This is a genomic window from Aeromonas molluscorum (assembly GCF_051376105.1).
Classification (GTDB): Bacteria; Pseudomonadota; Gammaproteobacteria; order Enterobacterales; family Aeromonadaceae; genus Aeromonas; species Aeromonas molluscorum.
In genome coordinates this window covers 1,997,681-2,022,500 of record NZ_JBPQCY010000001.1, presented here as the reverse complement: position 1 = coordinate 2,022,500, position 24,820 = coordinate 1,997,681, and the positions used below count along the sequence as shown (strand labels likewise).

Sequence of the window (24,820 nt, the reverse complement as noted above, 5' to 3'; positions counted from 1 at the left end):
AAAGTTCTGGTTAAGTGGGAAACGATGTGGGAAGGCTCAGACAGCTAGGATGTTGGCTTAGAAGCAGCCATCATTTAAAGAAAGCGTAATAGCTCACTAGTCGAGTCGGCCTGCGCGGAAGATGTAACGGGGCTCAAACCAGGCACCGAAGCCGCGGATTCACACTTATGTGTGAGTGGTAGGGGAGCGTTCTGTAAGTCTGCGAAGGTGTATCGAGAGGTATGCTGGAGATATCAGAAGTGCGAATGCTGACGTAAGTAACGATAAAGGGGGTGAAAAGCCTCCTCGCCGGAAGACCAAGGGTTCCTGTCCAACGTTAATCGGGGCAGGGTGAGTCGACCCCTAAGGTGAGGCCGAAAGGCGTAATCGATGGGAAGCAGGTTAATATTCCTGCACGACTTGTAATTGCGATGGGGGGACGGAGAAGGCTAGGTGGGCCAGGCGACGGTTGTCCTGGTGAAAGTGCGTAGGCGGTATCTCTAGGCAAATCCGGAGATGCAACGCTGAGACACGAGACGAAGCCACTACGGTGGTGAAGCCATTGATGCCATGCTTCCAGGAAAAGCCTCTAAGCTTCAGATTACAAGTCATCGTACCCCAAACCGACACAGGTGGTCGGGTAGAGAATACCAAGGCGCTTGAGAGAACTCGGGTGAAGGAACTAGGCAAAATAGAACCGTAACTTCGGGAGAAGGTTCGCTCTTGACAGTGAAATCCCTTGCGGATGGAGCAGTTGGGAGTCGCAGTGACCAGATGGCTGGGACTGTTTATCAAAAACACAGCACTCTGCAAACACGAAAGTGGACGTATAGGGTGTGACACCTGCCCGGTGCCGGAAGGTTAATTGATGGGGTTAGCGCAAGCGAAGCTCTTGATCGAAGCCCCGGTAAACGGCGGCCGTAACTATAACGGTCCTAAGGTAGCGAAATTCCTTGTCGGGTAAGTTCCGACCTGCACGAATGGTGTAACCATGGCCATGCTGTCTCCACCCGAGACTCAGTGAAATCGAATTCGCCGTGAAGATGCGGTGTACCCGCGGCTAGACGGAAAGACCCCGTGAACCTTTACTACAGCTTGGCACTGAACATTGAACCTACATGTGTAGGATAGGTGGGAGGCTTTGAAGCGATGACGCTAGTTGTCGTGGAGCCGTCCTTGAAATACCACCCTTGTATGTTTGATGTTCTAACGCAGGGCCCTGAATCGGGCTCGCGGACAGTGCCTGGTGGGTAGTTTGACTGGGGCGGTCTCCTCCCAAAGAGTAACGGAGGAGCACGAAGGTTGGCTAATCCTGGTCGGACATCAGGAGGTTAGTGCAATGGCATAAGCCAGCTTAACTGCGAGACGGACAGGTCGAGCAGGTACGAAAGTAGGTCATAGTGATCCGGTGGTTCTGAATGGAAGGGCCATCGCTCAACGGATAAAAGGTACTCCGGGGATAACAGGCTGATACCGCCCAAGAGTTCATATCGACGGCGGTGTTTGGCACCTCGATGTCGGCTCATCACATCCTGGGGCTGAAGTCGGTCCCAAGGGTATGGCTGTTCGCCATTTAAAGTGGTACGCGAGCTGGGTTCAGAACGTCGTGAGACAGTTCGGTCCCTATCTGCCGTGGGCGTTGGATGATTGAAGGGAGTTGCTCCTAGTACGAGAGGACCGGAGTGAACGAACCTCTGGTGTTCGGGTTGTCACGCCAGTGGCACTGCCCGGTAGCTAAGTTCGGAATCGATAACCGCTGAAAGCATCTAAGCGGGAAGCGAGCCCTGAGATGAGTCATCCCTGACCCCTTGAGGGTCCTAAAGGGCCGTTGGAGACCACAACGTTGATAGGTGGGGTGTGTAAGCGCGGCGACGTGTTGAGCTAACCCATACTAATTACCCGTGAGGCTTAACCATACAACACCCAAGAAGTGTTCTGGGCCTTGTAGCAAGTGCATGAACTACTTACAAATTCAGTGGTAATGACAAGCAACTAGCGAAGTCGTTATTCACGTCAGCTTTCCGAGATTGAAGTTTTTGCCTGGCGGCCATAGCGCCGTGGACCCACCTGATCCCATGCCGAACTCAGAAGTGAAACGCGGTAGCGCCGATGGTAGTGTGGCATTCGCCATGCGAGAGTAGGACACTGCCAGGCTCCTAATTACAGTCACAGCGATGTGACTGGCCAGAAGAAGCGGATGCTTCTTATTGGTAGCAAGACCTTAACAGCCCGCTCTCACGAGCGGGCTTTTTTCATGCCTGCGATTTAGGAAAGAATAGATCCGTCATGTTACCTTCTGCTTACTTCCTCTTTCCAAATCATATGTTTACTGGCAAGACCTCTGGCGTTAGCACGCAATAGGCTTGTATCTGTCATATAACTCGGTAGAGTAAAGACATGCAATGTTCGCCTGCTTTTCCGATGATAGTCTTTCGCATCAGGTGTAACCTTCCCCGCTTTTATCAACCTTGAGTCAGTGGTATCGATATGGAACAAGTAAATAAATCTACTTTTAGCGATGTATTGGAATACGTGCGTATGTCTCGTCGTCAGAACAAGCTCAAGCGCGAGATCACCGATAATGAGAAGAAGATCCGTGATAACCAGAAGCGGGTACTGCTGCTCGATAACCTGAGTGACTACATTAAACAGGGCATGAGCATCGATGAAGTTCAGGCCATCATTGCCAACATGCGCACCGACTATGAAGAGCGGGTTGATGATCATATCATCAAGAATGCAGAGCTCTCCAAGGAGCGCAAAGAGCTGAGTGCCAAGCTGAAAGCGATGAGCTCGCAGAAATAATCCATTCAGGATAGATATATTGAACACCGGCTTATCGCCGGTGTTTTTGCATGAGTAGAGAGGGTTGGTGCGAGACAATTGACTCCCATTTTGGAAGTAGGCTTGTTACCATCGGCACGAAGCGGTGAATAGTTTTCAAGCCATTGACTTGAAAAGACTAAGCTTGAGTGAAACACAATAAATTGCGTAACCATGGTGGGCAAATATGGGCGCATTACAACGGACGGATCTGGATACAGTGGCACCTCAAGAGTTTCCCGTCCCGCCAGAGGGCGGTTCCAAAAAGCGCAAGCGTCGTCCCTGGTGGCGTTGGTTGCTCTGTCTGTTCATCTTGCTCTGCCTGATAGCGGCAGGCCTGTTGATCGCTTACGAAATGAAAACCTCCAAGTTGCAGTCGCAAGAGATTTCCCGCTATGCGACTACGCTGACCTATCAGGTCGAACCTGGGCCGAGCAAACAGATTATCTTCCCGGACGATGGTCCCTTTGATAAACGGTTAGGCTATGTCTTGTTGCCCATGATGCAGGAGCGTTTGCTTCAGCGGGGCTATGAGGTGAGCGCGCAGGTACGCTTCTCCGATGCGCTCTACGACTATGCCAAGCGCGGTTTCTTCGTGCCATATACCGAAAAGGTGCAGGCTGGTCTGACCTTGCATGACTGCCGGGCCGAAGCTTTCTACGATTTCCATTATCCCAGTTATTACTACCCGGATTTTGCCTCGATCCCGCCTCTGGTCGTGCAGTCTTTGTTGTTTATTGAGAACCGCGATCTGCTTAGTAATGAGGAGCCTTTGGCTAATCCCGCCGTTGACTGGCCACGTTTTACCAAGGCGGCCGTCTCCCAACTTGGCAAGGCGCTGGATATGGAAGGGCAGTCTGCGGGTGGCAGTACTCTGGCTACCCAGGTGGAGAAATACCGGCACTCACCCGATGGCTTGACGGTCTCGCCGACCGAGAAGATCCGTCAGATGATTTCAGCCAGCGTGCGGGCTTATCGCCTGGGTCCCGAGACGCTGGAGGCGCGCAAACTGGTTGCCTGGGCCTACCTCAACTCTGTTCCCTTGTCGGCAGCGCCTGGCCATGGCGAAGTGCATGGGCTGGGAGATGGTCTCTGGGTATGGTTTGGTGCCGATGTGGCCGAGGTGAATCGTCTGCTCGACCCCTCTCTCAATCAGGATGCCTCTCTGGACGATAAGGGGTTGGCGCTGCGTCAGGTGGTCTCCTTGATGATCGCTCACCGTCGCCCTTCCTACTACCTAGCCCAGGGGCGTGATGCCCTGTCCACTCTCACCGACAGCTATCTGCGTCTCTTTGTGCAAGAGGGCATGATTACCCCGGATCTGATGGCTGCCGCGTTGAAGGCCAACATCAAATACCGGGATTTCCTGCAGTCTCCGGCCATTACCAAAGTCAACAACAACAAGGGATTGCAAGTCGCTCGCACTCGCTTGAGCCGCCAGCTCGGGGTACAACTGTACGATCTGGATCGTATGGATTTGACAGCCGAGACCAGCCTTAACATGCCACTGCAAAAAGAGATCACGGGCTACCTGCATCAGTTGGCCGATCCTGTCTTTGCCGAGAAGGTTGGTTTATTTGGTGAGCGGTTACTCTCGCCGGAGAAGACGGGGGATGTGCGTTATAGCTTTACCTTGTTCGAAAAATCCCAGGATGGCTTCAAGGTTCGGGTACAGACGGACAACACGGATCAGCCTTTTGACATCAACGAAGGCAGCAAGCTGGAACTGGGCTCTACCGCCAAGTTGCGGGTGCTGACGACCTATCTGCAGATAGTTGCCGAACTGCATGACAGCTATGCGACTATGCCGGTTGAGAGCCTGCGCAAGCTGGATCTCTCTCCTCAGGACAATATCAGCCGCTGGGCCGTCTCCTATCTGGCTTCGGCCAAGGATAAGAGCCTGCCTGCCATGCTGGAGGTCGCACTGGACCGCAAATATTCAGCCAGCCCCTATGAAGGCTTCTTCACCGGCGGCGGCATGCACACCTTCAACAACTTCAACAAGTACGATAACAATCGCAATCCCTCGATCCGTGATGCGCTGCGCGAGTCTCTCAACTTGCCATTCGTGCGTCTGATGCGTGATCTGGTGCGCTACACCCTTTACAAGGAAGGTAACCGTACTCAGCTGCTCAAGGATGACCGGGATCCGCGCCGTACCGAGTACCTCAACCGGTTTGCCGATAAAGAGGGGCAGACCTATCTGTTGCGCTTCTGGCGCAAATATCGCGGCAAGACGCCGACCGAGCAGATAGATACCTTCCTGGACGGCTTGAGGCCCAGCGCCAGCCGTCTGGCGGCGGTGCATCGCTATCTCTATCCGAATGCGGATCTGCCGACCTTTACCGCCTTCCTAGATGCCCGTCTGCCCAAGGTGCTGCGCAGCAAGCTTAATGACAAGCGTATCGCCCAGCTCTATGACTCTTATGGTCCTGGTCAGTATTCACTACCGGATCAGGGCTATATCGCTCGGGTGCACCCCCTCGAGCTCTGGCTGGTTTCCTATCTCAAGGCTTATGAGAAGGCGACCTTCGCCGATGCGGTCATGGCGAGCCGGGATGAGCGTCAGGAGGTTTATAGCTGGCTGTTCAAGACTCGTCATCGCAGCGCTCGGGATACCCGGGTTCGCACCATGCTGGAAGTGGAGGCCTTCCTCGACATCCATCAGCGTTGGGTCAAGCTCGGCTATCCGTTTGATCACCTGGTGCCCTCTTTGGCCACCGCGTTGGGCAGCTCGGGCGACAGGCCAGCGGCTCTGGCCGAGCTGATGGGCATCATTCAGAATGATGGTATCCGGGCACCTACCTTGCGCATCGACCACCTGTCGTTTGCCAAGGGCACGCCATTCGAGACCGAGTTCGAGCCACTCCATACTCAAGGTGAGCGAGTACTACCCTCAGAGGTGGCAACAGCCCTGCGAGGAGCCTTGTCCAGGGTCGTGGAAGGCGGTACGGCCCGGCGCATCTCGGGTGCTTTTACCCTGGCCGATGGCACTGTACTGACGATGGGGGGCAAGACGGGGACAGGGGACAACAGGCTCGAAACCGTGGGGCGCTATGGCAATGTCACCAGCTCTTTGGCTCGCAACCGCACGGCAACCTTCGTGTTCTACATAGGGGAGGATCACTTCGGTACCCTGACCGCCTATGTTCCGGGCAGTCAGTCAGACAAGTTCCGCTTCACGTCGGCGCTGCCGGTACAGGTACTCAAGGGCATGGCTCCCTTGCTCACACCGTATCTGGTGCCTGGAACCCAGACCCAGTGTCTGGCGCCAGTGCCTGGTTGAGAAGATGCTAGATATGAAAACGGGGCCTTTCGGCCCCGCTTTTTATGGTGCTATTCGTCCAGCAGTCAGCTTACAGCTGGTCTTCTATCTCGCCACGCAGGTACTGATAGATCTCGCGAAATGCCGCAGGCGGCTTGTTATGTTCGCGCTCTTTCTTGGCATTGCGGATCAACTGACGCAGCTTCTGGCGATCCAGTTCATGGAACTGTGACATCAGCTCGTTGAGTGCCTCGTCCCCTTCATTGATCAAGCGCTCGCGCCACTGCTCGAGACGGTGCAGGCGAGCATTGATGGTGGAGTGGCGATTCTTGAAAATCGACAGCGCTTCAGTGATGGGCGCAATGTCGCGACTGCGCATCAGTTTACCGATGAACTGCAGGTGACGGCGGTATGATTCATCCTTCTTGGGCTTGAGTTTACGACCCAGTTCGATGGCGTCGGCCAGCTCTTCGTCCAGTGTGATGCGTTCCAGCTCACTGTGGCTGAGATCGACGAGATCATCACCCATTTGCTGCAGTATCTCGGCCTCGCGCTTCAACTGGCTCTTGCTGGGGCCCCAGTCATCCAACTCTTGCTCATCGTTAAAGTGGCTCATTATTCTTCATATCCTGTCATTCGCGTTTGGTTGATATGTTACCAGTTTCTCCCGCTGGGCGCAGGGGTCTGATATGCTTAGCCCCCTTCCTTTCTTCACGCAGACTTGAGTTATGACGCAGCAAGACGAAATCCGCCAGGATCAGACGCAACTGGAGGCCGTGGTGGCCGAGGCGCTTGAGATTGCCAAAGGGCTGGGCGCCTCGTTGGCGGAGGTCTCTATCAGCAAGCAGACCGGTTTGTCGGTCAATACCCGCGGCTGCGAATTGGAAAGCATCGAATTCAACAAGGACGGGGCCTTGGGCATCGCCGTCTACCGTAATGGCTGCAAGGGCTCCTCCTCGACCACGGATCTGAGCAAGTCAGCCATCCGCGCGGCTGTCGAGGCGGCCATCGAGATTGCCCGTCACACCTCGGCCGATGATTGTGCTGGCCTGGCCGAGCCCGAGCTGCTCGCTTGGGATGCCCCGGATTTGCAACTCTGCCACCCCATAGAGCTGGATCCCCAGCGCGGCATCGCGCTGGCAATCGAGTGCGAGCGTCTGGCCTTGAATCGTGACAGCCGGATCAAGCACTCCGATGGCGCCGGTTTCTCCAGTCACCTAGGCATCAAGGTCTATGGCAACAGTCACGGTTTTGTGAAGGGTTATGCGGCCTCGCGCAATTCCCTGAGCTGCATGCTGATCGGCGAGCAAGATGGCGACATGCAGCGCGATTATGGTTACTCCTCCAGTCGTGATCTTGCCGGGCTCTGGAGCCCGCAGCGCATCGCGGACGAGGCGGTAGAGCGAACTGTCGCCCGCCTTGGTGCCCGCAAGATAACGACCCGCCATGCCCCCGTGCTCTTTCACCCCGATACCGCAGCCGGCCTGTGGGGGCATCTGGTCATGGCCATCAGTGGCGGCAATCTCTATCGCAAGTCGAGTTTCCTGCAAGGTCGGCTGGGCGAACAGATCCTGCCTGCGTGGCTCAGGATCCAGGAGTTCCCCCATCTGCTGGGTGGCTTGGCCAGCTCGCCCTTCGATGGTGAGGGGGTTCGCACCCAGGATCGCGACATCATCCGCGATGGCAGCCTGATGAGCTGGTTGCTCACCTCCTACTCGGCGCGCAAGCTGGGATTGACCACCACGGGCCATGCCGGTGGCATCCACAACTGGCAGGTGTCCAATACGGGTCAGGATTTCCAGACTTTGCTCAAGGAGATGGGCACAGGTCTGCTGGTGACCGAGCTGATGGGGCAGGGCGTCAATATCGTCAATGGTGACTACTCTCGTGGTGCGGCAGGGTTCTGGGTCGAGAATGGCGAGATAGCCTACCCGGTCGAGGAGATCACCATCGCGGGCAACCTCAATGACATGTATCGCCAGATAGTGGCGGTCGGTACCGACGAGGATGAACGTTCCAGCCTCAAGACAGGTTCAGTGCTGGTTGAGAATATGAAGCTGGCCGGCCACTGAGTCTTGCCCAGCACGGCAAAATAAAACGGCCCCCTCGCCAGGCGAGGGGGCCGTTTTTGTTGGCCGAAAGAGCGTTTACTCTTTGATGCGCTCGATACGGCCACCCAGGGCCTGCAGCTTGTGCTCTATGTCTTCGTAGCCACGGTCGATGTGATAGATACGCTCGACTATGGTCGTGCCTTCGGCGACGAAACCGGCCAGTACCAGGCTGGCTGAGGCACGCAGGTCGGTGGCCATGACCTGGGCACCCTTGAGCTGTTCGGTATCACGGCAGATGGCAACGTTGCCCTGCAGCTCGATGTCTGCCCCCATACGTACCAGCTCTGGCACGTGCATGAAGCGGTTCTCGAAGATGGTCTCGGTGACCATGCCGGTGCCTTTGGCGACGGCGTTCAACACGGTGAACTGAGCCTGCATATCGGTCGGGAAGGCCGGGTAGGGGGCCGTCTTGATGGTGACCGGCTTGAGGGTGCGGCCTGTCATATCCAGGCTGATCCAGTCTGAGCCCTTCTCGATGAGCGCGCCCGCCTCCTCCAGCTTGACCAGCACAGCTTCCAGCAGGGAAGGATCCGTCTTGCGGCAGACAACTTTACCGCCAGTGACAGCGGCACCGACCAGGAAGGTACCGGTTTCGATGCGATCCGGCTGGACGCTGTAGGCGCCTCCGTGCAGCTTCTCAACCCCGTCGATGGTCAGGGTATCTGTGCCTGCTCCCTGAACCTTGGCGCCGAGCGTGTTGAGGAAGTTGGCCAGATCGACCACTTCCGGCTCACGGGCGGCGTTTTCGATCACGGTACGACCCTCAGCCAGGGCTGCGGCCATCATCAGGTTCTCGGTGCCGGTGACGGAGATCATATCCATCAGTATGTGGGCACCCTTGAGGCGACCATCGACGCGAGCCTTGATGTAGCCATCTTCGATGGCAATCTTGGCACCCATCAGCTCCAGACCGTGCACGTGCAGGTTGACCGGACGGGCCCCAATGGCGCAACCGCCAGGCAGGGAGACATCTGCGGCACCGAAGCGTGCGGCCAGGGGGCCGAGCGCCAGGATGGAGGCTCGCATGGTCTTGACCAGCTCATAGGGGGCGACGTGGTTGTTGACGGCTCCGGTCAGCACGGTCACGTTGCCGTTGACCTTGGTGCTGGCACCCAGCATCTCCAGCAGCTTGAGGGTGGTGCCGACGTCTTTGAGGCGGGGCACGTTGGAGAGCTGGATCTCTTCGTCACACAGCAAGGTGGCGAACAGGATCGGCAGGGCAGCGTTTTTGGCGCCGGAGATGGTCACTTCGCCGTTGAGGGTGCAACGACCATCGATCTTGAATTTGTCCATGTTACTTAAATACCAAATCAGGAGGGCAGGATAAATTTGCGTTCACGGGCCCACTCGGTCGGCGTAAAGGCCTTGATGGAGAGGGCATGAATGGCGTTGGTGGCGATCTTGTCCATCAGCGGGGCGTAGATGGCCTGCTGCTTCTTGACTCGGCTCATGCCGTCGAACATGTCGCCGACGGCGATCACCTGATAGTGACTGCCATCCCCTTTGACGTGCACTTCGGACAGGGGCAATGCCTCTAGGAGTAGTGCTTCAATTTCAGAGACTTGCATTATGCGTCCTCGGTTTGTTGCGCAATGGGTTGAAAAAGACCGACGACCCCGTACAGGGTCGCCAGGGTATATATGTCGGCGGTGGCGTTGATCAGCTGAGGTTGACTACCCCTTGCCAGTGCGGCCTTGGCCCACTTGACCAGCAGTGCCAGTCCGGCGGAGTCGAGGCGCTCGACCCGGCTCAGGTCCAGACTATCTTGCTGCCACCACTGGTCGCGGCTCTGCCACAGAGTGATGACCTGCTCGGATTGCAGGTCGGTACCGAACATCATGATTTGAGTGCCAGCGGCTTGGCGTTGTGGGCCTGCAGCTGGGCAATCACGGCGTCTATGCCATTCTGGCGGATCAGGCCACCGAGCTCGCTCTGCTTGGCGGAGAGCAGGCTGATGCCTTCGGCCACCATGTCGAATGCTTTCCACTCACCGGTCTTGTTGTTCTTGCGCAGCTTGAATTCGAGGAAGAGATCGGGCTTGCCACTCTCCTTGACGCTGACGCTGACCGCCGTGATGCTGCCGGTCGCGGGCTTGCCCGGTTCGACCTTGACCACTTGTTTGTCAAAATGGGCAAGGGCATCGGCATAGGAGCTGACCATGTATTCGGTGAACACCTGCACGAAGGCATCACGCTGGGCCGGGGTGGTCTCTTTGATCTGGTTGCCGAGCACCTTGTAGGCGGCAAAGCGGGTATCTATGTAAGGCAACAGCTCTTCACGAATGATGACCCGCAGATGATCCGGGTTCTGCTTGATCTGACTCTGATCGGCCTTCAGGCGAGCGAACGTCTGCTTGGCGGCGGTATCGACCAAGGCGTAGGGGTCACTCGGGTAGCTCTCTGCCTGGGCAACCAAGGAGAACAGTATGCTGGCCATCAGCCCGAACAGCAGGGTCATTTTTTTCAACATGGTTACTCCTTGTTGGTATCGTCTTTGCTATCGGAAGACTGGCTGTACAGGAATTTGCCAATCAGGTCCTCGAGCACTATGGCGGACTTGGTGTCTTCTATGGTGTCGCCATTCTTGAGCATGCCCGTTCCCATCTCATCGTCGGAGAAACCGGGTACCAGACCAATATACTGCTCGCCGAGCAGACCAGAGGTCAGGATGGAGAGCGTGCTGGTTTCAGAGAATTCTCCGGCGCTCTTTTGCATCTCCAGAGTGACAACGGGCACCTGGTTTTTGCTGTCCAGAGTGATATCACTGACTCGACCGACTACCACACCGCCCACCTTGACCGGCGAACGTACTTTCAGGCCGCCGATATTATCGAAATGGGCGCGCAGGGTATAGGTTTCTCCCTCCGGTTTAAAGCTCAAACCTGCGACTTGCAGTGCCAAAGCCAGAATGGCTGCGATGCCGGCCAGCATGAAGGCGCCAACCAGGAATTCTACTTTGCTGAACTTCATCTTTACCTTATCCAAACATGATTGCGGTGAGTATAAAATCCAGGCCGAGCACGGCCAGGGAGGAGTTGACCACGGTGCGTGTCGTGGCCTGGCTTATCCCAGCCGAGGTGGGCTTGGCATCATAGCCGTTAAAGAGCGCAATCCAGGTGACGACCAAGGCGAAGATCACACTCTTGATGGCGCCCTGCATGATGTCGTCCTGCCAGTCTACTGCGGCCTGCATGGCTGACCAGAAGCCACCCTCATCGACTCCTAGCCAGTCTACACCGACTAATTTGGCACCCATGATGCCGACCAGGCTGAACATGAAGGCCAGCAGCGGCATGCTGATGACGCCAGCCCAGAAACGGGGCGCTACCACACGGCGCAGGGGATCGACCGCCATCATCTCCAGGCTGGAGAGCTGTTCGGTCGCCTTCATCAAGCCTATCTCGGCGGTGAGCGCTGAACCGGCCCGCCCTGCGAACAGCAGAGCCGTCACCACAGGACCGAGTTCACGGAGCAGGGAGAGGGAGACCAGCGGCCCCAAGCTCCCTTCCGCACCGAAGTCTTTCAGTACGTTGTAACCCTGCAAGGAGAGCACCATACCGATGAAGAGACCGGAGACCAGGATGATGGCGACCGATTGCACCCCCACTACATAGAGCTGCTGGATAAGCAGCGGGAAGTGTTTGCACGGTTGCGGGCGACCAGCCAGGGCGTGAAACAGCATGATGGTCGCTCGTCCCATGGCGGTCAGAGACTGGATCCCGGATCGCCCCAACTGGGTTATTTGACTTATCAACATCATAGATCCTGTAGCAGTTCGCCAGCCGGGAAATGAAATGGAACCGGACCATCGGGCAGCCCCTGCAGGAACTGTTCGACCTCTGGGTTGCTGTCTTCCCGCAGCTGTTGGGGGGTACCCTGGGCCACTATCTTGCGATTGGCGATGATATAAGCGTAATCGGCAATGCTCATCACCTCGGTGACATCGTGAGTGACAATCACGGAGGTGATGCCGAGGGCGTCATTGAGCTCGCGGATGAGTTTGACCAACACCCCCATGGTGATGGGATCCTGGCCGACAAAGGGCTCATCGAACATGATGAGGTCCGGATCCAGGGCGATCGCTCTGGCCAGGGCCGCACGTCTGGCCATGCCGCCAGATAGCTGGGAAGGCATCAGGGATGCTGCACCGCGCAGGCCGACCGCTTCCAGCTTCATCATGGCGATGGTGTGGATCAGCTCCTCGGGCAATCCGGAGTGCTCACGCAGGGGGAAGGCCACGTTGTCAAACACCGTCATACCGGTAAAGAGGGCACCACTCTGGAACAGCATGCTCATCCGCTTGCGCAGGGTATAGAGGCGGCTGCGCGACAGGCTGGGCACATCCTCACCGTCAAACAATATGGTACCGGCATCGGGTTTGAGTTGACCGCCGATCAGCCGCAGCAGCGTGGTCTTGCCGATCCCGCTTGGCCCCATCACAGCAGTCACCTTGCCACGGGGGATGGTGAGGCTGATGTTGTCGTAGAGCAGGCGATCGCCGTGACTGAAGCTGAGATCGGAGATGGTGATCAGATCGTTGTTCAAACAATTGTCCATCGGGTGCAAATGAAGAGCGAATTTTATGGGCTAGTCTAGGTCTAAGCAACAGTAAGGAACAACTATTGAGCAGGCAGGCCCGCTTTGTAGGTGACAGTTTCCGGCCTTTACTCCCCATCATGTTCGCCAGAAACCATCAGATTCGCTTATCTGGGCAGACTTTTTTATAATCCCGCAGCTAATTTCGGCCCGGAGCTGTCCCTATATGTCTGTCAAGCCTGAAAACCTGTCTGAAATGTTCGATTTTCGTCGCAGTGCCAAAGCGGTGCTGGACATAGAGAAACAAGCCATTGAGGGCTTGCATCAGTACCTGGATGAGACGTTCGTGCGAGCCTGCCAGCTGATGCTGAGCTGCGCTGGCAAGATAGTCGTCACTGGCATGGGCAAGTCCGGCCACATAGGCAACAAGATTGCCGCCACCCTTGCCAGCACTGGCACCCCCGCCTTCTTCTTGCACCCCGGTGAAGCCAGTCATGGCGATCTTGGCATGATCTCGGCTGGAGATCTCATCATCGCCATCTCCAATTCAGGGGAGAGCGACGAGATCCTGGCCCTGCTGCCGGTACTCAAGCGCCGTGGTATACCGCTCATCTGCATGACCGGCAACCCGACCTCTACCATGGCCAAAGAGGCGAATGTGCATCTCTGCGTCAGGGTCGAGCAGGAGGCCTGTCCTCTGGGACTGGCGCCCACCTCCAGCACCACGGCTACGTTGGTGATGGGGGATGCCCTGGCGGTTGCCCTGCTTGAAGCCAGGGGGTTCACCGCCGATGACTTCGCGCTCTCCCATCCGGGGGGATCCCTGGGCAAGCGTCTGCTGCTGCGGGTTGGCGATTTGATGCATGCCGGAGATCTGTTGCCCCAGGTGGGGATAGATGCCACCATCAGTCAGGCCTTGCTGGAGGTGAGCGGCAAGGGTCTCGGCATGACGGCCGTAGTCGATGCCGATGGTCTGCTGGCTGGCCTGTTCACCGATGGCGACCTGCGCCGCATTCTGGATCTGCGGGTGGATATCCACAGCACGTCTATCGCGCAGGTGATGACAGCCAACTGTGTTACCGTAAGACCAGAGATGATGGCTGCCGAGGCGGTAAAGCTGATGGAAACCAAAAAAATCAATGGCTTGTTGGTAGTTGATGCGGACAAACGACCGCTCGGTGCCTTTAACATGCACGATCTGCTTAAGGCGGGAGTGATTTGATGCAACAGATTGCGACGCCCTATGGCCCAGTGACGGCAGGCCAGTATGAGAAGGCTGCCCGTATTCGCCTGCTGGTGTGCGATGTGGATGGCGTACTCTCCAATGGCCTCATCTATATGGGCAATGATGGCGAAGAGCTCAAGACCTTCTGTACCCGGGATGGAGCAGGCATGAAGGCCCTGATGAAGGCGGGGATTGAGATAGCCATCATCACCGGCCGCAACTCGCGGATCGTCAGCAACCGGATGGCGAGCCTCGGAGTCAAGCATCTGGTCCAGGGGGCGGAGCAGAAGCTGCCCCATTTTGAAGCCCTACTGGTCAAGTTGGGTCTGGATGCCACCCAGGCAGCTTATATGGGGGATGACACCATAGATCTGCCCGTGATGCAGGCTTGTGGTTTGGGGGTTGCGGTTGCCGATGCCCATCCGCTGGTGACCTCCCGCGCCGATCTCGTCACCCGTTTGGGAGGCGGCATGGGAGCTGTACGCGAGCTGTGCGATCTCATCTTGCAGGCTCAGGGCCATGCCGATGAGCTGGCTGAGGTATCGGCATGATCAATCGCCAGACCCTGCTGTTCGCCGTGCTCTTCCTGGTTGCCTTGGCCATCTGGCAGCTGGGGGACGTCACCCTGGCGCCGCCGGCCGCGACCAAGACAGAGCATTATCAGCCGGACTTCATCGCCAAGGATCTGGTGACTACCCGCTTCGACGAGACAGGCAAGCGCAGCGAGCGGCTGGAATCTGTCTATGCAGAGTATTTTCAGCTGCTCGAGCAGGCTACGTTCGACAAGCCCATCGTCTATCTGTTCGATGACAAGGGCAAGGAAGAGTGGAAGGTGACCGCCGAGACAGGAGTGCTCAACACGGACGACAACGTGATACTGCGTGACAAGGTGCATCTCGATGGCCTCTTGCCTACCTCCTTCATTTCCACCCTGGATACACCCTATCTGGAGCTGGACTTGGTGACTCAGGATGTGAGAAGTAATCGGCAGGTCAACATAGTCGCCAAAGAGTTCCAGACCGAGGGCGTGGGCCTGAAGGGCCATCTGGATCGCAAATATTTCGAATTACTGGATCAAGGTCATGCCATCTATTTCAATGAAAAACGTTAACCTGGCCGTCCTGGCGCTGCTGCTGTGTGGCGGCGTCAATGCTAAAGAGTCCGACTTCGCCGAGAAGGTGTATGTGGATGCAGTCAAGCAGATCGCCGAGATGCAGGACAACCGTGTCACCTTCAGTGATGATGTGATCATTACCCAGGGCACCATCAAGATTAAGGCCGACAAGGTCGTGGTGATCCGCTCCGGCGAGCGGGGGGCCGAGGTGATGACAGCCTATGGCAAGCCAGCCACCTTCTTCCAGATCCTGGACAACGGCAAGCCGGTCAATGCGCACGGTGACAGCATTCGCTATGAGCTGAAAAACCGTCTGGTGACCATCACTGGCAATGGCGAGCTCAAGCAGGAGGACAGCCAGGTCAACGGGGACCTCATCCGCTACGACATCGTCAAGCAGAAGATGATTGCCGAGAGCAAGGGTGAGACCAATCGCGTCAAGACGGTGTTCCTGCCTGACCAGGTTGAGAACTTCGACAAGCCCGCCGACAAGAAGCAGGACAAATAAATCATGGCCGTGTTGAAAGCAGCAGGGCTGCAGAAGAGCTACAAAAAGCGCATGGTGGTCAGTGATGTCAGCCTGGAAGTTGGTACCGGTCAAATAGTGGGCCTGCTCGGTCCTAACGGTGCGGGCAAAACCACCTCTTTTTACATGATCGTCGGCCTGGTGCAGCGCGATGCGGGCCTCATCACCATAGATGAGCAGGATATCAGTCTGCAGCCCATGCATATCCGTGCCCGCAATGGCATCGGCTATTTGCCTCAGGAAGCGTCCATCTTTCGCCGTCTCTCCGTCTATGACAACCTCATGGGGGTCATGCAGACCCGCAAGGAGTTGAGTCGGGAGGAGCGCGAAGACAAGGTTGAGCAGCTGCTGGAAGAGTTCAGCATCACCCACATTCGCGACAACCTGGGCCAGAGCTTGTCCGGTGGCGAGCGCCGCCGGGTCGAGATCGCCCGCGCCCTGGCCGCCGAACCGCGCTTCATCCTGCTGGATGAACCCTTTGCCGGGGTGGATCCCATCTCAGTCATCGACATCAAGAAGATCATCCAGCACCTCAAGGAACGGGGCTTGGGTGTGCTTATCACGGACCACAACGTGCGAGAGACGCTGGACGTATGTGAGAAGGCCTATATCGTCAGCCATGGCCAGATGATAGCGGAAGGCACTCCTGCCGAGATCCTGGCCGATGAACAGGTCAAGCGTGTCTATTTGGGCGATCAATTCAGTCTATAGTAAGGGGAAATTGCCCTTTGCTTGCTGATGACCGCCTCGCTGAATATAAGGATATCCCGACGTAGATGAAGCCGACACTCCAGTTGCGCCTCGGTCAGCAATTGACCATGACGCCACAGTTACAACAAGCGATTCGTCTGCTCCAGCTCTCCACATTGGAACTTCAGCAGGAGATCCAGCAAGCCCTCGACAACAACCCCCTGCTCGAGCAAGAAGAGGCCGAGCTGCAGGAGACCCATGCAGAGGTCAAGCAAGACGAGAGTCAGCTCGACAGCAGCGATGCCATGGCCCAGGAACAGATGCCCGATGAGTTGCCGGTCGACAGCAGCTGGGATGACGTCTACTCCGCCGGTACCGGTCAGAGTGCGGGTCCTGTCTTTGAGGGAGAAGACAGCGTATACCAAGGTGAAACCACCGAGAACCTGCAAGATTACCTGCTGTGGCAGATGCGACTCACCCCTTTTAGCGATGTTGATGCCGCCATCGCCCTGGCCATCATCGATGGCATTGACGAGTCCGGTTACCTGACCAGTACCCTGGAGGATATTCGGCAGGCGGTGACCAGCGAAGAGGTTGAAGTAGAGCTCGACGAGGTTGAAGCCGTGCTCAAGCGGGTGCAGCATTTCGATCCGGTCGGTATCGCCGCGCGCTCTGTGCAAGAGTGTCTGTTGATCCAGCTTGGCCAATTCAGCCCAGATCTGCCCTGGCTGGCCGAGGCGCGGGAGGTGATTGGTGAGCACATGGATTTGCTGGGCAATCGTGACTATCGCACCCTGGCGCGCAAGACCCGCCTCAAGGAGGGGGATCTCAAGGAGGTCATCGACCTTATTCAGCAGCTCGAGCCGAGGCCCGGCAACAGGGTAGTGCAGAGTGACTCTCAATATGTGATCCCGGATGTGTCTGTCATCAAGCGTCAGAATCGCTGGGTGGTGGAGCTCAATCCGGATTCTGCACCGCGCATTCGGGTCAATGAGACCTATGCGGCCATGGCCCGCCAGGCGCGTACCAGCCAGGATACCCAATTCATTCGCTCCCATCTGCAAGATGCAAAATGGTTCATCAAGAGTCTGGAGAGCCGCAATGAAACTTTGCTGAAAGTAGCCACTTGCATAGTGGAGCAGCAGCAGGGGTTTTTTGAATATGGCGAAGAGGCCATGAAACCCATGGTGCTCAACGACATCGCCGAGGCGGTCGAGATGCATGAATCGACTATTTCCCGGGTGACGACCCAGAAGTACATGCATACCCCGCGCGGCATCTTCGAACTGAAATATTTCTTCTCAAGTCACGTCAATACCGAAGGAGGAGGTGAATGCTCATCGACTGCAATTCGCGCCCTGATCAAGAAGCTGGTGACGGCGGAGAACCCGGCGAAACCGTTAAGTGATAGCAAGATCGCGGATTTGTTGGCCGAACAGGGTATTATGGTGGCACGACGCACGATCGCCAAATACCGTGAATCCTTGTTGATACCACCGTCCAATCAGCGCAAATGCCTGGTTTAGGCAAAACAAAAGGAAGACGTTATGCAAATTAACTTGACCGGACACCACGTAGAGATCACCGAAGCGCTACGTGATTATGTGAATACCAAGTTTGCCAGACTCGAGCGTCACTTTGACCAGATCAACAATGTTCATGTGGTATTGAGCGTAGAAAAACTGAACCAGATTGCCGAAGCCAAGCTACACGTCAGTGGGGGCGAAGTGTTCGCCAACTCACAGCATGCAGATATGTATGCCGCGATCGATACCCTGCTCGACAAACTTGATCGACAGATCATCAAGCACAAAGACAAGTTAAATCAAAAATAACTATGCAACTTGAACACATACTGAGTCGGGACTGCACCAAGAGTGCGGTCCCTTGTACCAGCAAGAAACGCGCCCTGGAAATCATCAGCGAACTGGCCGCCGAGCGGCTGGGGACCTCACGCCAGGCTCTGTTCGAATGTCTGCTTGCCCGCGAAAAGATGGGCAGTACCGGCATCGGTGCCGGGATTGCCATTCCCCACGGCCGTATCGGTGACGAGTTTCCGCCAACGGCTGTCCTGATGACCTTCGCAGACCCCATTCCCTTCGATTCCATCGACAATCAGCCTGTCGATCTGCTCTTTGCCTTGCTGGTGCCGGAGAGTGAGTGCAAGCAGCACCTCAAGACTCTCTCCCTGATGGCATCCAAACTTGGTGACAAGGCGGTATGCCGCCAGTTGCGCCAGGCCAGCAGCGATGATGATCTCTATCAGATCATGATCTCCGCCTGATGGGCATCACTCAGCTCTAATCATTCCTTGTTGTGGGAGGGCGCAAGATGCAGCTCATCGTAGTCAGTGGCCGATCCGGGTCGGGCAAGACAGTCGCCCTGCGGGTACTGGAAGATCTCGGGTATTACTGTGTCGACAACCTGCCGGTCAATTTGTTACCCCAGCTGATCGTCTCGGTACAGAGTCAGTACGACAAGCTGGCGGTCAGCATAGATGTGCGTAATTTGCCCAGCGATCCGGAGCGGCTCGATACGCTACTGGCGCAGGTGCGCAATGATGGTCGGGTGCAGTACAGCAGCTTCTTCTTCGATGCGGAGAACAGCACCCTGCTCAAGCGTTACGGCGAAAGCCGCCGGCTGCACCCGCTGTCACGCAAGAGTCTCTCGTTGGACGAGGCGATCCGTGAGGAGACCCACCTGCTGGCGCCGATCTCGGCCAGCGCCGATCTGCGCATCGACACCACAGGGCTCAGCATTCATGACCTGAGTGAACTCATCAAGACCCGGGTGCTTGGCAAGAAAGAGAACGAGCTGGTGCTGGTGTTCGAGTCGTTTGGCTTCAAATACGGGATACCCAAGGATGCCGACTTCGTGTTCGATGCCCGCTTCCTGCCCAACCCGCACTGGATCCCCGAGCTCAAGCCTTTTACCGGCAAGGATGAGCCGGTGGCTCGCTACCTGGCCAGCCAGCCGGATGTGATGCAGTTCACCCTGCAGATAGAGAATATGCTGGCGACCTGGTTGCCAGCCCTGGAGCGCAACAACCGCAGCTACCTCACGGTCGGCATTGGCTGTACCGGTGGTCAGCACCGATCGGTGTTTATCGCCGAGCAGCTGGCCCGCACCTTCGAGGGGCTCGGCAAGAACGTGCAGATCCGCCATCGCACTCTGGACAAGCGCGACCCGCAACATTGATGGCCCAACGGGAGGTCAGATGACAGTTTCCGCCTCGGTAGAAGTGAAGAACAAGCTGGGCATGCATGCGCGTCCGGCCATGATGCTGTTCGAGCTGGTACAGGGTTTCGATGCCCATGTGCTGCTGCGTAACGAAGAGGGGGTCGAGGCCGATGCCGACAGCGTCATCGGCATGCTGATGCTCGATTCTGCCCAGGGCAAGCAGGTGGAAGTGCAAGCCGAAGGGCCCCAGGAAGAGGCGGCCTTGGCCGCAGTGGTGGCGCTGTTCACCTCGGGTTTCAACGAGGAGTAGGATTGCCCCCTTTAGCTAGTGGGGACCTGTGCGTGCCAGCGCCTTGAAACTGGCGAAGTTTTCACAGGCCAGCAGACTCTTGCTGGCTTTCTCGTTCATCAGGCTGATGAAGAGATCATACAGGCCCATTGCCTCCTCATAGTCCCCCTTACTGATGGCCAGCACGAAGATGAGGCCGGCACTCTCGCCATTACCCCACTCTATGCCTTGTGGCGCCAGCACCGTATAGACGCAGGTTCGCTTGGCCAGCAGTCCGAGGGAGTGGGGCAGGGCTATGCCTTCCCCCAGCATGGTGGAGACGATGGCTTCACGCTCGAACAGAGAGGCGCGAAAGCCGGTCTCGACCATCTCTTCCGCTTCCAGCTGTTCACAGACTCGTGCCAGCAGCTGATGTTGGCTCATGGGCTCATCAAGGATGAGAAAGTGGCGCTCGCTGAAGTATTTGTCGAGCAGGTAGGGGCGGGTGCGGTCGATCAGCACCAGCTTGCCAAGCTGCTCCAGCTGATACTGGGTAGGGAAAGGATTGACCTGTACCACGGGGATGCCCTTCTCGCTCACCCGTACCGTACTTATCACGAAATCCTGCTCCAGCTTGCCCAGCATCTCGTAGTCGCGCACCGAATCCAGAGTGGTAAACCTCAGTTGGGGGTATTCACGTCTGATGCTGGCTTCCAGTACCCGGAAGGTCGCGTTGCCTGCATCGCATAGCAGCAGGGCATGCGGGCGCCGCTCGTAGCCAATGTCGTAGTGACGTTCCAGTCCGACCCCTATGTGGATCACCAGGTAGCCTATCTCGTGGTCGGTGAGGCGATAGGGCGTTTGCCTGATCCACTCGGAGATGGCGGCAAGGGTGATGTCGTAGGCGAGGGGGTAGTGTTGCTTGATGTGCTCGGCCAGCGGATTATGGCTGCCTACCTGGTATTTGACCCGCAGCAACATAGTGCTGATGTGGGTGAGCAGATCCCCGCGTAATTGGGGATCGTGACGAAGGTCGTAGGGGAAATGCTGGTGGATATAGTCGAGCAGGTGGCTGACGAGCCGCTGACTCTCTGCGGTCATGGCTGGATTGAGCAGGGGGTTGTCGGCAATGACCCGCGCCTGGATCTGGATGGCCAGACAGGCCAGCTCGCTCGCACCTGGCGGCGTCAGGCTGGGCAGTTCCGCGAAGATGTCTCCGGCCGCCGCCAGCATGCTGTCGGTCAGATCTTCGGTATCGAACTGAGCCAGTTCGTGACCTGCGGCCAGCCGCAGCAAGGCGACGGCGCAATAGATGGTCAGCTGCTGCAGTCCCTCATCGGTCAGTCGTAACCGGTGGCGACCGAGCTGCTCGTGGATGCGATTGCCGAGCACCTCCAGGGTCTTGCTGGGACACAGGGTTGGCAGCAGACTCTGTAACTGAGTGTTATGGAGCAGCTCTTGAGAAAGCAGCTGGGTCAGGCAGGCGCGGATCGCCGTCTCCTCGCCCTGGATGCGCATGCCCAGACGGGCCTTGCTCTCTATGGTCAGTCCGAAATGAGCCAGTCGCTCGCGCACCTCCGCCATGTCCCCCTGCAATGCCGCCCGGCTCAGATACCAGGTATCGGCCAAGTCCTCCAGCCGGATCCCCTGTTCGGCACTGAGCAGCATGACCTGCAGGTGCAACACCCGCTCCCGGCTGGTCCGTGGCAGGCTCGCCTCTTGCTGACGGCTGGCAAGCAACGCATCGAAGAGCGCCAGGTTGTAGATCTTGAGCTGATAACCGGCCCCACGTTGATGAATGAGGTGAGCGCCGTGGTTGGCGATCAGCTCATTGAGGGTCGAGACATCGGTGCGCACTGTGCGGGTCGAGACCTGCAGGCGGCGCGCGAGCTCCTCCTGGGGCAAGGCTTGATCGCGCAGGGTATCCAGCAACTGGTTCAGACGGGGAGTAGGAAACTTCATAAGGGGACTGGGTCGCTCCGATCTGGCCATGAGGGGATGAGGGATGGGATCATATCGACAAATCGTTCAATAGCCCAACCCGACCAGCTGAGTCGGGTTGGGTGCTCGCCAGCGTCTACCGCGATATCAAGCCAGCAAGCCCTTGACGGTGGCGAGCAGGGTGCGCACATCCTCTGGCCGGGTCTCACCACTGGCCTGGTCGATGATGGAGCTGTAGATGTGCGGTATCACCTTTGCCACCCCCGCCTCCAGGGCAATGCGCACTATCTCCTCGAAGTTGTCGAGATCGATGCCGCCGGTGGGCTCCAGCCAGAAGTCATGGCGGGCGCACGCCTCGGCCACAGCCACATACTCATCCCGGCAGGCGAGACCATTCATGGGGAAGAACTTGACCGAGCTGCCGCCCATGTCTTTCAGCAGGGCGATGGCGGTAGCGATGGGGACAATGCCATCGGCCTGCTGGGCACTGAGGGCGCCGGTGGAGATCTTTACCATGCCGGGGATGCCGGTTGGGGAAAGGAGACCATTGACCAGGCTCTCGCTCTGACCAAGCAGCGCCCGGCTGGCGCCGACACCGGTAAACACCTGATTGACGTGTTGAGGCTGCAACTGGCCCGCCAGCTCGGCGACCATGGCCGACTGTTTGGGATCGCCCGCCCCCAGACCGATGGAGAGGGCATTGTTGATGCGGCCCGCATAGTCGCGCATGTCTGCCACCGCACTTGGGACATCGGGGTAGCTCTTGGAGAGGACGCCGACCAGCACGTGGCCCTCGGCGGCTTCATAGACATCGACGGCATTCTGCTTGGAGCCCGCCAGCACATTGAGGCAGACGCGGTCACGGTAGTAATTGGGGGTGAGGGACATTAACGAGTCTCCTGGACAAGGTGAGCGATGGCGGTATGGATCTGGTCGAGCTGGGCTGCGCTGACGCTGCGTACGTCTATCTCGATATGGCCTTCATTGGCTTTGTAGCCGCGACAGTAGATGGCTGGATTGCCCCCTTGCAGGCGCTGCACCAGCTGGGTCGTATTCATTGGGAGTCTGGCATGGTCGAAGGCAATGTCGGTGCGGGCTATGTCTCGTCCGGCACTGTCCCAGATCACACTGGCGCTGACGCCCGGCAGTTGATTCAACTGCTCGATGAAAGGGGTCATCTTGGCGACCATGGCGGCGCCGCTCTCCATCTCGCGGGCCAGGTAGCGCTCTATGGCATGGGTCAGGCCGAGGATCCCCTCCTTGCCGACCTTCATGGCACGGCCGATGCCGTTGCTTTGCTGCTTGACCCACTCCACATACTGATGCTTGCCGAGTACCAGGCCACTGGTTGGGCCCTCGATGGCCTTGGCGCCGCTGTAGATGACCAGATCGGCCCCGAGTCGATAGTAGAGCTGCAGATCCTCCTCGGCCGCCGCATCGACGATGAGCGGCAGCTGGTGGGCCTGGGCCACGTCGACCGCCTCTGCGACCGACAGCATGCTCTTCTGCACGCAGTGGTGGGATTTGATATAGAGGATGGCGGCGGTATTGGGCGTAATGGCCGCCGTCAACTGGGCCGGACTGCATTCGTTGGCATAACCCGCCTCGACCAGCTTGCCGCCGCCGAGGTTGATCATGGTGCCAACCGGCGCGCCGAAGTTCACGTTATGGCCCTTGGCCAACACTATTTCGCTTGGCACCTGATGCGGGTGGGCATGCAGCTGTTCCAGACGGTAGGGATCGCCGCGCACTATCATGGCGGCCACCGATTGGGCGATGCCAGCGGAGGCGCAGGAGACCACCACGGCATCCTCTACGTCCAGCAGGCGGGCGATATAGGCGCCGGTCTTGTTGACCAGATCCTTCACCTCGAAGTAGTGATCCAGGCCGAAGTTGACCGCCTCGACCACCTCATGTTCCGGGGTGGATACCCCGAGGATGGTCATGCGGCCGGAGGCGTTGATCACCGGCTTGAGGTCATATTTTTCATAGACGGAAGACATGATGAGATTCCCCATATTGAGTCAGAGTCAGTTCGCCGGCCACCAGAGCGGCGACAGGCATCAGCTGGTGGTCGCCGCTGCGGTGCTGCGCCTCGGTATCGGCGAACAGGTGCGGCTGGTGGGCCAGCTCGAACAGGGTCAGGTCGGCATCGGCCCCCACCGTCAGCCGCCCCTTGTCATGGAGGCGCAGGGCATCGGCGGCTCGGTCGGTGACGCAAGCGATGACCCGATCCAGAGGCAGGCCGATGGCCAAAAATTTGGACATGACGTGGGCCAGGCTGTAGACGGGGCCCTTGATGCGGTTTTTGCAGTAGATATCCGAGCTGATGGTGTCCGGCAGCACGCCTGCCTTGATGGCCTGCTCTGCCACCTCGAAGCTGAAGCTGGCGCCGCCGTGGCCGACGTCCATCAGCAAGCCGCGAGTCATGGCACTGCGCACTGAATGCCTGAGCTCTCCGGCAGGAGTCAGAATGCGATTGGGCTTGCCGTTATAGCAATGGGTCAGCAGATCGCCCTGGCCGAGCAGGGCGACCAGCTCGTCGAGATCCGGCGGGGTGTTGCCCACATGCACCATGAGCGGCAGATTGCCGTTGTCGCGCTGGATCTGCTTGGCGATGCGCAGCGGCTCCAGGCCGTTCTCGCCCACCACGCTGCCACTCATCCGAGCCTTGATGCCGACGATGAAGCCGGGGTGACGGCGGATGGCCGCCTGGGCCAGGTCCGGATCGATGTCGGTGCGGTTAGCCAGCTCATTTTGGCGCAGCAGACCGATGCGGGAGATGTTGAGCAGGGCATGGACCCGGGTCTGGCATTGCTCCGTCAGTTCCTTGAACTCGTCCACATCGTCGGCGCCGGTGCTGCCGGCGTCGATGACGGTGGTGACGCCGGCTTCGACTCCTATCTTGTCCGGCTCATCCTGATAGATGGGGGACTTGGAGTAGCAGTGGGTGTGGGAGTCTATCCAGCCGGCGCTGAGATAGAGGTTGCCAGCGAGATCCAGTTCGCGGCTGGCCTGGGCCGTGTCGAGTTGGCCGAGGGCGGCAATCTTGCCCGCTGCAATGGCCACATCGGTCAGCTCGCCGCAGGCCAGGCGTGCTCGCCTGAAGATGATGTCGTACATAGGATGCCTCGCAGGTTCTGTTCGCCACCTTGGGGTGGCG

25 protein-coding genes and 2 rRNA genes (1 of these 27 only partly in view) are annotated in these 24,820 nt (G+C 57.8%); 15 read left to right on the top strand and 12 right to left on the bottom strand.

The annotated features are described in order from the left end of the window. The 4 genes from ACSMDR_RS10010 to ACSMDR_RS09995 all read left to right on the top strand — a co-directional run. Positions 1 to 1,895, top strand: a 23S ribosomal RNA gene (locus ACSMDR_RS10010) (it extends 996 nt beyond the left edge of the window). A gap of 123 nt (positions 1,896 to 2,018) precedes the next feature. Next, a 5S ribosomal RNA gene (rrf, locus tag ACSMDR_RS10005) occupies positions 2,019 to 2,133 on the top strand. Between the two features lie 333 nt (positions 2,134 to 2,466). Then, positions 2,467 to 2,784, top strand: a complete 318-nt coding sequence (gene tmaR, locus ACSMDR_RS10000) for a PTS system regulator TmaR (protein WP_436468083.1) — start codon at positions 2,467 to 2,469, stop codon at positions 2,782 to 2,784. A 205-nt stretch (positions 2,785 to 2,989) separates the two neighbouring features. Continuing rightward, positions 2,990 to 6,088, top strand: coding sequence for a transglycosylase domain-containing protein (locus ACSMDR_RS09995; RefSeq protein ID WP_436468082.1), 3,099 nt, complete (start codon positions 2,990 to 2,992; stop codon positions 6,086 to 6,088). Between the two features lie 70 nt (positions 6,089 to 6,158). On the opposite strand, the gene yjgA is transcribed toward ACSMDR_RS09995, so the two are convergent. After that, the gene (gene yjgA, locus ACSMDR_RS09990) at positions 6,159 to 6,683 is read right to left on the bottom strand and encodes a ribosome biogenesis factor YjgA (protein ID WP_005890998.1); all 525 of its coding nucleotides are present in this window, start codon (positions 6,681 to 6,683) and stop codon (positions 6,159 to 6,161) included. A 112-nt stretch (positions 6,684 to 6,795) separates the two neighbouring features. Between yjgA and pmbA the strand changes: the two genes are divergently transcribed. After that, complete coding sequence (pmbA, locus tag ACSMDR_RS09985; RefSeq protein ID WP_436468081.1) at positions 6,796 to 8,139, top strand: metalloprotease PmbA; 1,344 nt, start codon at positions 6,796 to 6,798, stop codon at positions 8,137 to 8,139. A 75-nt stretch (positions 8,140 to 8,214) separates the two neighbouring features. Here the strand turns inward: pmbA and murA are convergent, their stop codons facing one another. Genes murA through mlaF form a run of 7 tightly spaced genes read right to left on the bottom strand, consistent with a single transcriptional unit; the run spans position 8,215 to position 12,734 of the window. Next, on the bottom strand, positions 8,215 to 9,471 hold the full coding sequence (gene murA, locus ACSMDR_RS09980) for a UDP-N-acetylglucosamine 1-carboxyvinyltransferase (RefSeq protein ID WP_005891004.1): 1,257 nt from the start codon (positions 9,469 to 9,471) through the stop codon (positions 8,215 to 8,217). Between the two features lie 17 nt (positions 9,472 to 9,488). Then, on the bottom strand, positions 9,489 to 9,746 hold the full coding sequence (gene ibaG, locus ACSMDR_RS09975) for a BolA family iron metabolism protein IbaG (protein WP_005891007.1): 258 nt from the start codon (positions 9,744 to 9,746) through the stop codon (positions 9,489 to 9,491). Then, complete coding sequence (locus ACSMDR_RS09970; RefSeq protein ID WP_040318788.1) at positions 9,746 to 10,018, bottom strand: STAS domain-containing protein; 273 nt, start codon at positions 10,016 to 10,018, stop codon at positions 9,746 to 9,748. Before ACSMDR_RS09970 ends, ibaG begins: the two co-directional genes overlap by 1 nt. Further along, complete coding sequence (gene mlaC / locus ACSMDR_RS09965; protein ID WP_005891012.1) at positions 10,015 to 10,647, bottom strand: phospholipid-binding protein MlaC; 633 nt, start codon at positions 10,645 to 10,647, stop codon at positions 10,015 to 10,017. The genes ACSMDR_RS09970 and mlaC overlap by 4 nt, the downstream gene beginning before the upstream one ends. 2 nt (positions 10,648 to 10,649) lie before the next feature. After that, entirely contained in the window at positions 10,650 to 11,147 is a 498-nt protein-coding gene (gene mlaD, locus ACSMDR_RS09960; RefSeq protein ID WP_436468080.1) for an outer membrane lipid asymmetry maintenance protein MlaD, read from the bottom strand. Positions 11,148 to 11,154: 7 nt separating this feature from the next. Next, entirely contained in the window at positions 11,155 to 11,934 is a 780-nt protein-coding gene (gene mlaE, locus ACSMDR_RS09955) for a lipid asymmetry maintenance ABC transporter permease subunit MlaE (RefSeq protein WP_005891016.1), read from the bottom strand. Next, the gene (gene mlaF, locus ACSMDR_RS09950) at positions 11,934 to 12,734 is read right to left on the bottom strand and encodes a phospholipid ABC transporter ATP-binding protein MlaF (protein WP_040318789.1); all 801 of its coding nucleotides are present in this window, start codon (positions 12,732 to 12,734) and stop codon (positions 11,934 to 11,936) included. Before mlaF ends, mlaE begins: the two co-directional genes overlap by 1 nt. Positions 12,735 to 12,939: 205 nt before the next feature. Here mlaF and ACSMDR_RS09945 point away from each other — a divergent pair, with 205 nt between their 5' ends. From ACSMDR_RS09945 to npr, 10 genes are all read left to right on the top strand, one after another. Then, positions 12,940 to 13,935, top strand: a complete 996-nt coding sequence (locus ACSMDR_RS09945; protein WP_436468079.1) for a KpsF/GutQ family sugar-phosphate isomerase — start codon at positions 12,940 to 12,942, stop codon at positions 13,933 to 13,935. Further along, positions 13,935 to 14,489 carry a 3-deoxy-manno-octulosonate-8-phosphatase KdsC gene (gene kdsC, locus ACSMDR_RS09940; protein WP_005891023.1) on the top strand — a complete coding sequence of 185 codons (555 nt, stop codon included), beginning with the start codon at positions 13,935 to 13,937 and terminating at the stop codon, positions 14,487 to 14,489. The genes ACSMDR_RS09945 and kdsC overlap by 1 nt, the downstream gene beginning before the upstream one ends. After that, positions 14,489 to 15,049: an LPS export ABC transporter periplasmic protein LptC gene (lptC, locus tag ACSMDR_RS09935; RefSeq protein ID WP_436468245.1), complete on the top strand. Its 561-nt coding sequence runs from the start codon at positions 14,489 to 14,491 to the stop codon at positions 15,047 to 15,049. Before kdsC ends, lptC begins: the two co-directional genes overlap by 1 nt. Next, positions 15,036 to 15,560 (top strand): lipopolysaccharide transport periplasmic protein LptA, encoded by a 525-nt coding sequence (gene lptA, locus ACSMDR_RS09930; protein ID WP_436468244.1) that lies wholly within the window; start codon positions 15,036 to 15,038, stop codon positions 15,558 to 15,560. Before lptC ends, lptA begins: the two co-directional genes overlap by 14 nt. A 3-nt stretch (positions 15,561 to 15,563) precedes the next feature. Next, complete coding sequence (gene lptB / locus ACSMDR_RS09925) at positions 15,564 to 16,289, top strand: LPS export ABC transporter ATP-binding protein (RefSeq protein ID WP_005891032.1); 726 nt, start codon at positions 15,564 to 15,566, stop codon at positions 16,287 to 16,289. A gap of 65 nt (positions 16,290 to 16,354) precedes the next feature. After that, positions 16,355 to 17,794 (top strand): RNA polymerase factor sigma-54, encoded by a 1,440-nt coding sequence (locus ACSMDR_RS09920; RefSeq protein WP_436468078.1) that lies wholly within the window; start codon positions 16,355 to 16,357, stop codon positions 17,792 to 17,794. 21 nt (positions 17,795 to 17,815) lie between these two features. Continuing rightward, positions 17,816 to 18,103 (top strand): ribosome hibernation promoting factor, encoded by a 288-nt coding sequence (gene hpf, locus ACSMDR_RS09915; RefSeq protein ID WP_436468077.1) that lies wholly within the window; start codon positions 17,816 to 17,818, stop codon positions 18,101 to 18,103. A 2-nt stretch (positions 18,104 to 18,105) separates the two neighbouring features. Further along, positions 18,106 to 18,552 carry a PTS IIA-like nitrogen regulatory protein PtsN gene (ptsN, locus tag ACSMDR_RS09910; protein WP_005891040.1) on the top strand — a complete coding sequence of 149 codons (447 nt, stop codon included), beginning with the start codon at positions 18,106 to 18,108 and terminating at the stop codon, positions 18,550 to 18,552. A 47-nt stretch (positions 18,553 to 18,599) separates the two neighbouring features. Continuing rightward, positions 18,600 to 19,466, top strand: a complete 867-nt coding sequence (rapZ, locus tag ACSMDR_RS09905; protein ID WP_436468076.1) for an RNase adapter RapZ — start codon at positions 18,600 to 18,602, stop codon at positions 19,464 to 19,466. A 19-nt stretch (positions 19,467 to 19,485) separates the two neighbouring features. Then, positions 19,486 to 19,758 carry a PTS phosphocarrier protein NPr gene (gene npr / locus ACSMDR_RS09900; protein WP_005891045.1) on the top strand — a complete coding sequence of 91 codons (273 nt, stop codon included), beginning with the start codon at positions 19,486 to 19,488 and terminating at the stop codon, positions 19,756 to 19,758. A gap of 15 nt (positions 19,759 to 19,773) precedes the next feature. On the opposite strand, the gene ACSMDR_RS09895 is transcribed toward npr, so the two are convergent. From ACSMDR_RS09895 to ACSMDR_RS09880, 4 genes are all read right to left on the bottom strand, one after another. After that, positions 19,774 to 21,678, bottom strand: coding sequence for a BglG family transcription antiterminator (locus ACSMDR_RS09895; RefSeq protein WP_436468075.1), 1,905 nt, complete (start codon positions 21,676 to 21,678; stop codon positions 19,774 to 19,776). A gap of 126 nt (positions 21,679 to 21,804) precedes the next feature. Next, positions 21,805 to 22,545 carry a 2-dehydro-3-deoxy-phosphogluconate aldolase gene (dagF, locus tag ACSMDR_RS09890; RefSeq protein WP_436468074.1) on the bottom strand — a complete coding sequence of 247 codons (741 nt, stop codon included), beginning with the start codon at positions 22,543 to 22,545 and terminating at the stop codon, positions 21,805 to 21,807. After that, positions 22,545 to 23,660 (bottom strand): DgaE family pyridoxal phosphate-dependent ammonia lyase, encoded by a 1,116-nt coding sequence (locus ACSMDR_RS09885; RefSeq protein ID WP_436468073.1) that lies wholly within the window; start codon positions 23,658 to 23,660, stop codon positions 22,545 to 22,547. Before ACSMDR_RS09885 ends, dagF begins: the two co-directional genes overlap by 1 nt. Further along, entirely contained in the window at positions 23,644 to 24,780 is a 1,137-nt protein-coding gene (locus ACSMDR_RS09880; protein ID WP_436468072.1) for an amidohydrolase/deacetylase family metallohydrolase, read from the bottom strand. The genes ACSMDR_RS09885 and ACSMDR_RS09880 overlap by 17 nt, the downstream gene beginning before the upstream one ends. Between the last annotated feature and the right edge of the window lie 40 nt (positions 24,781 to 24,820).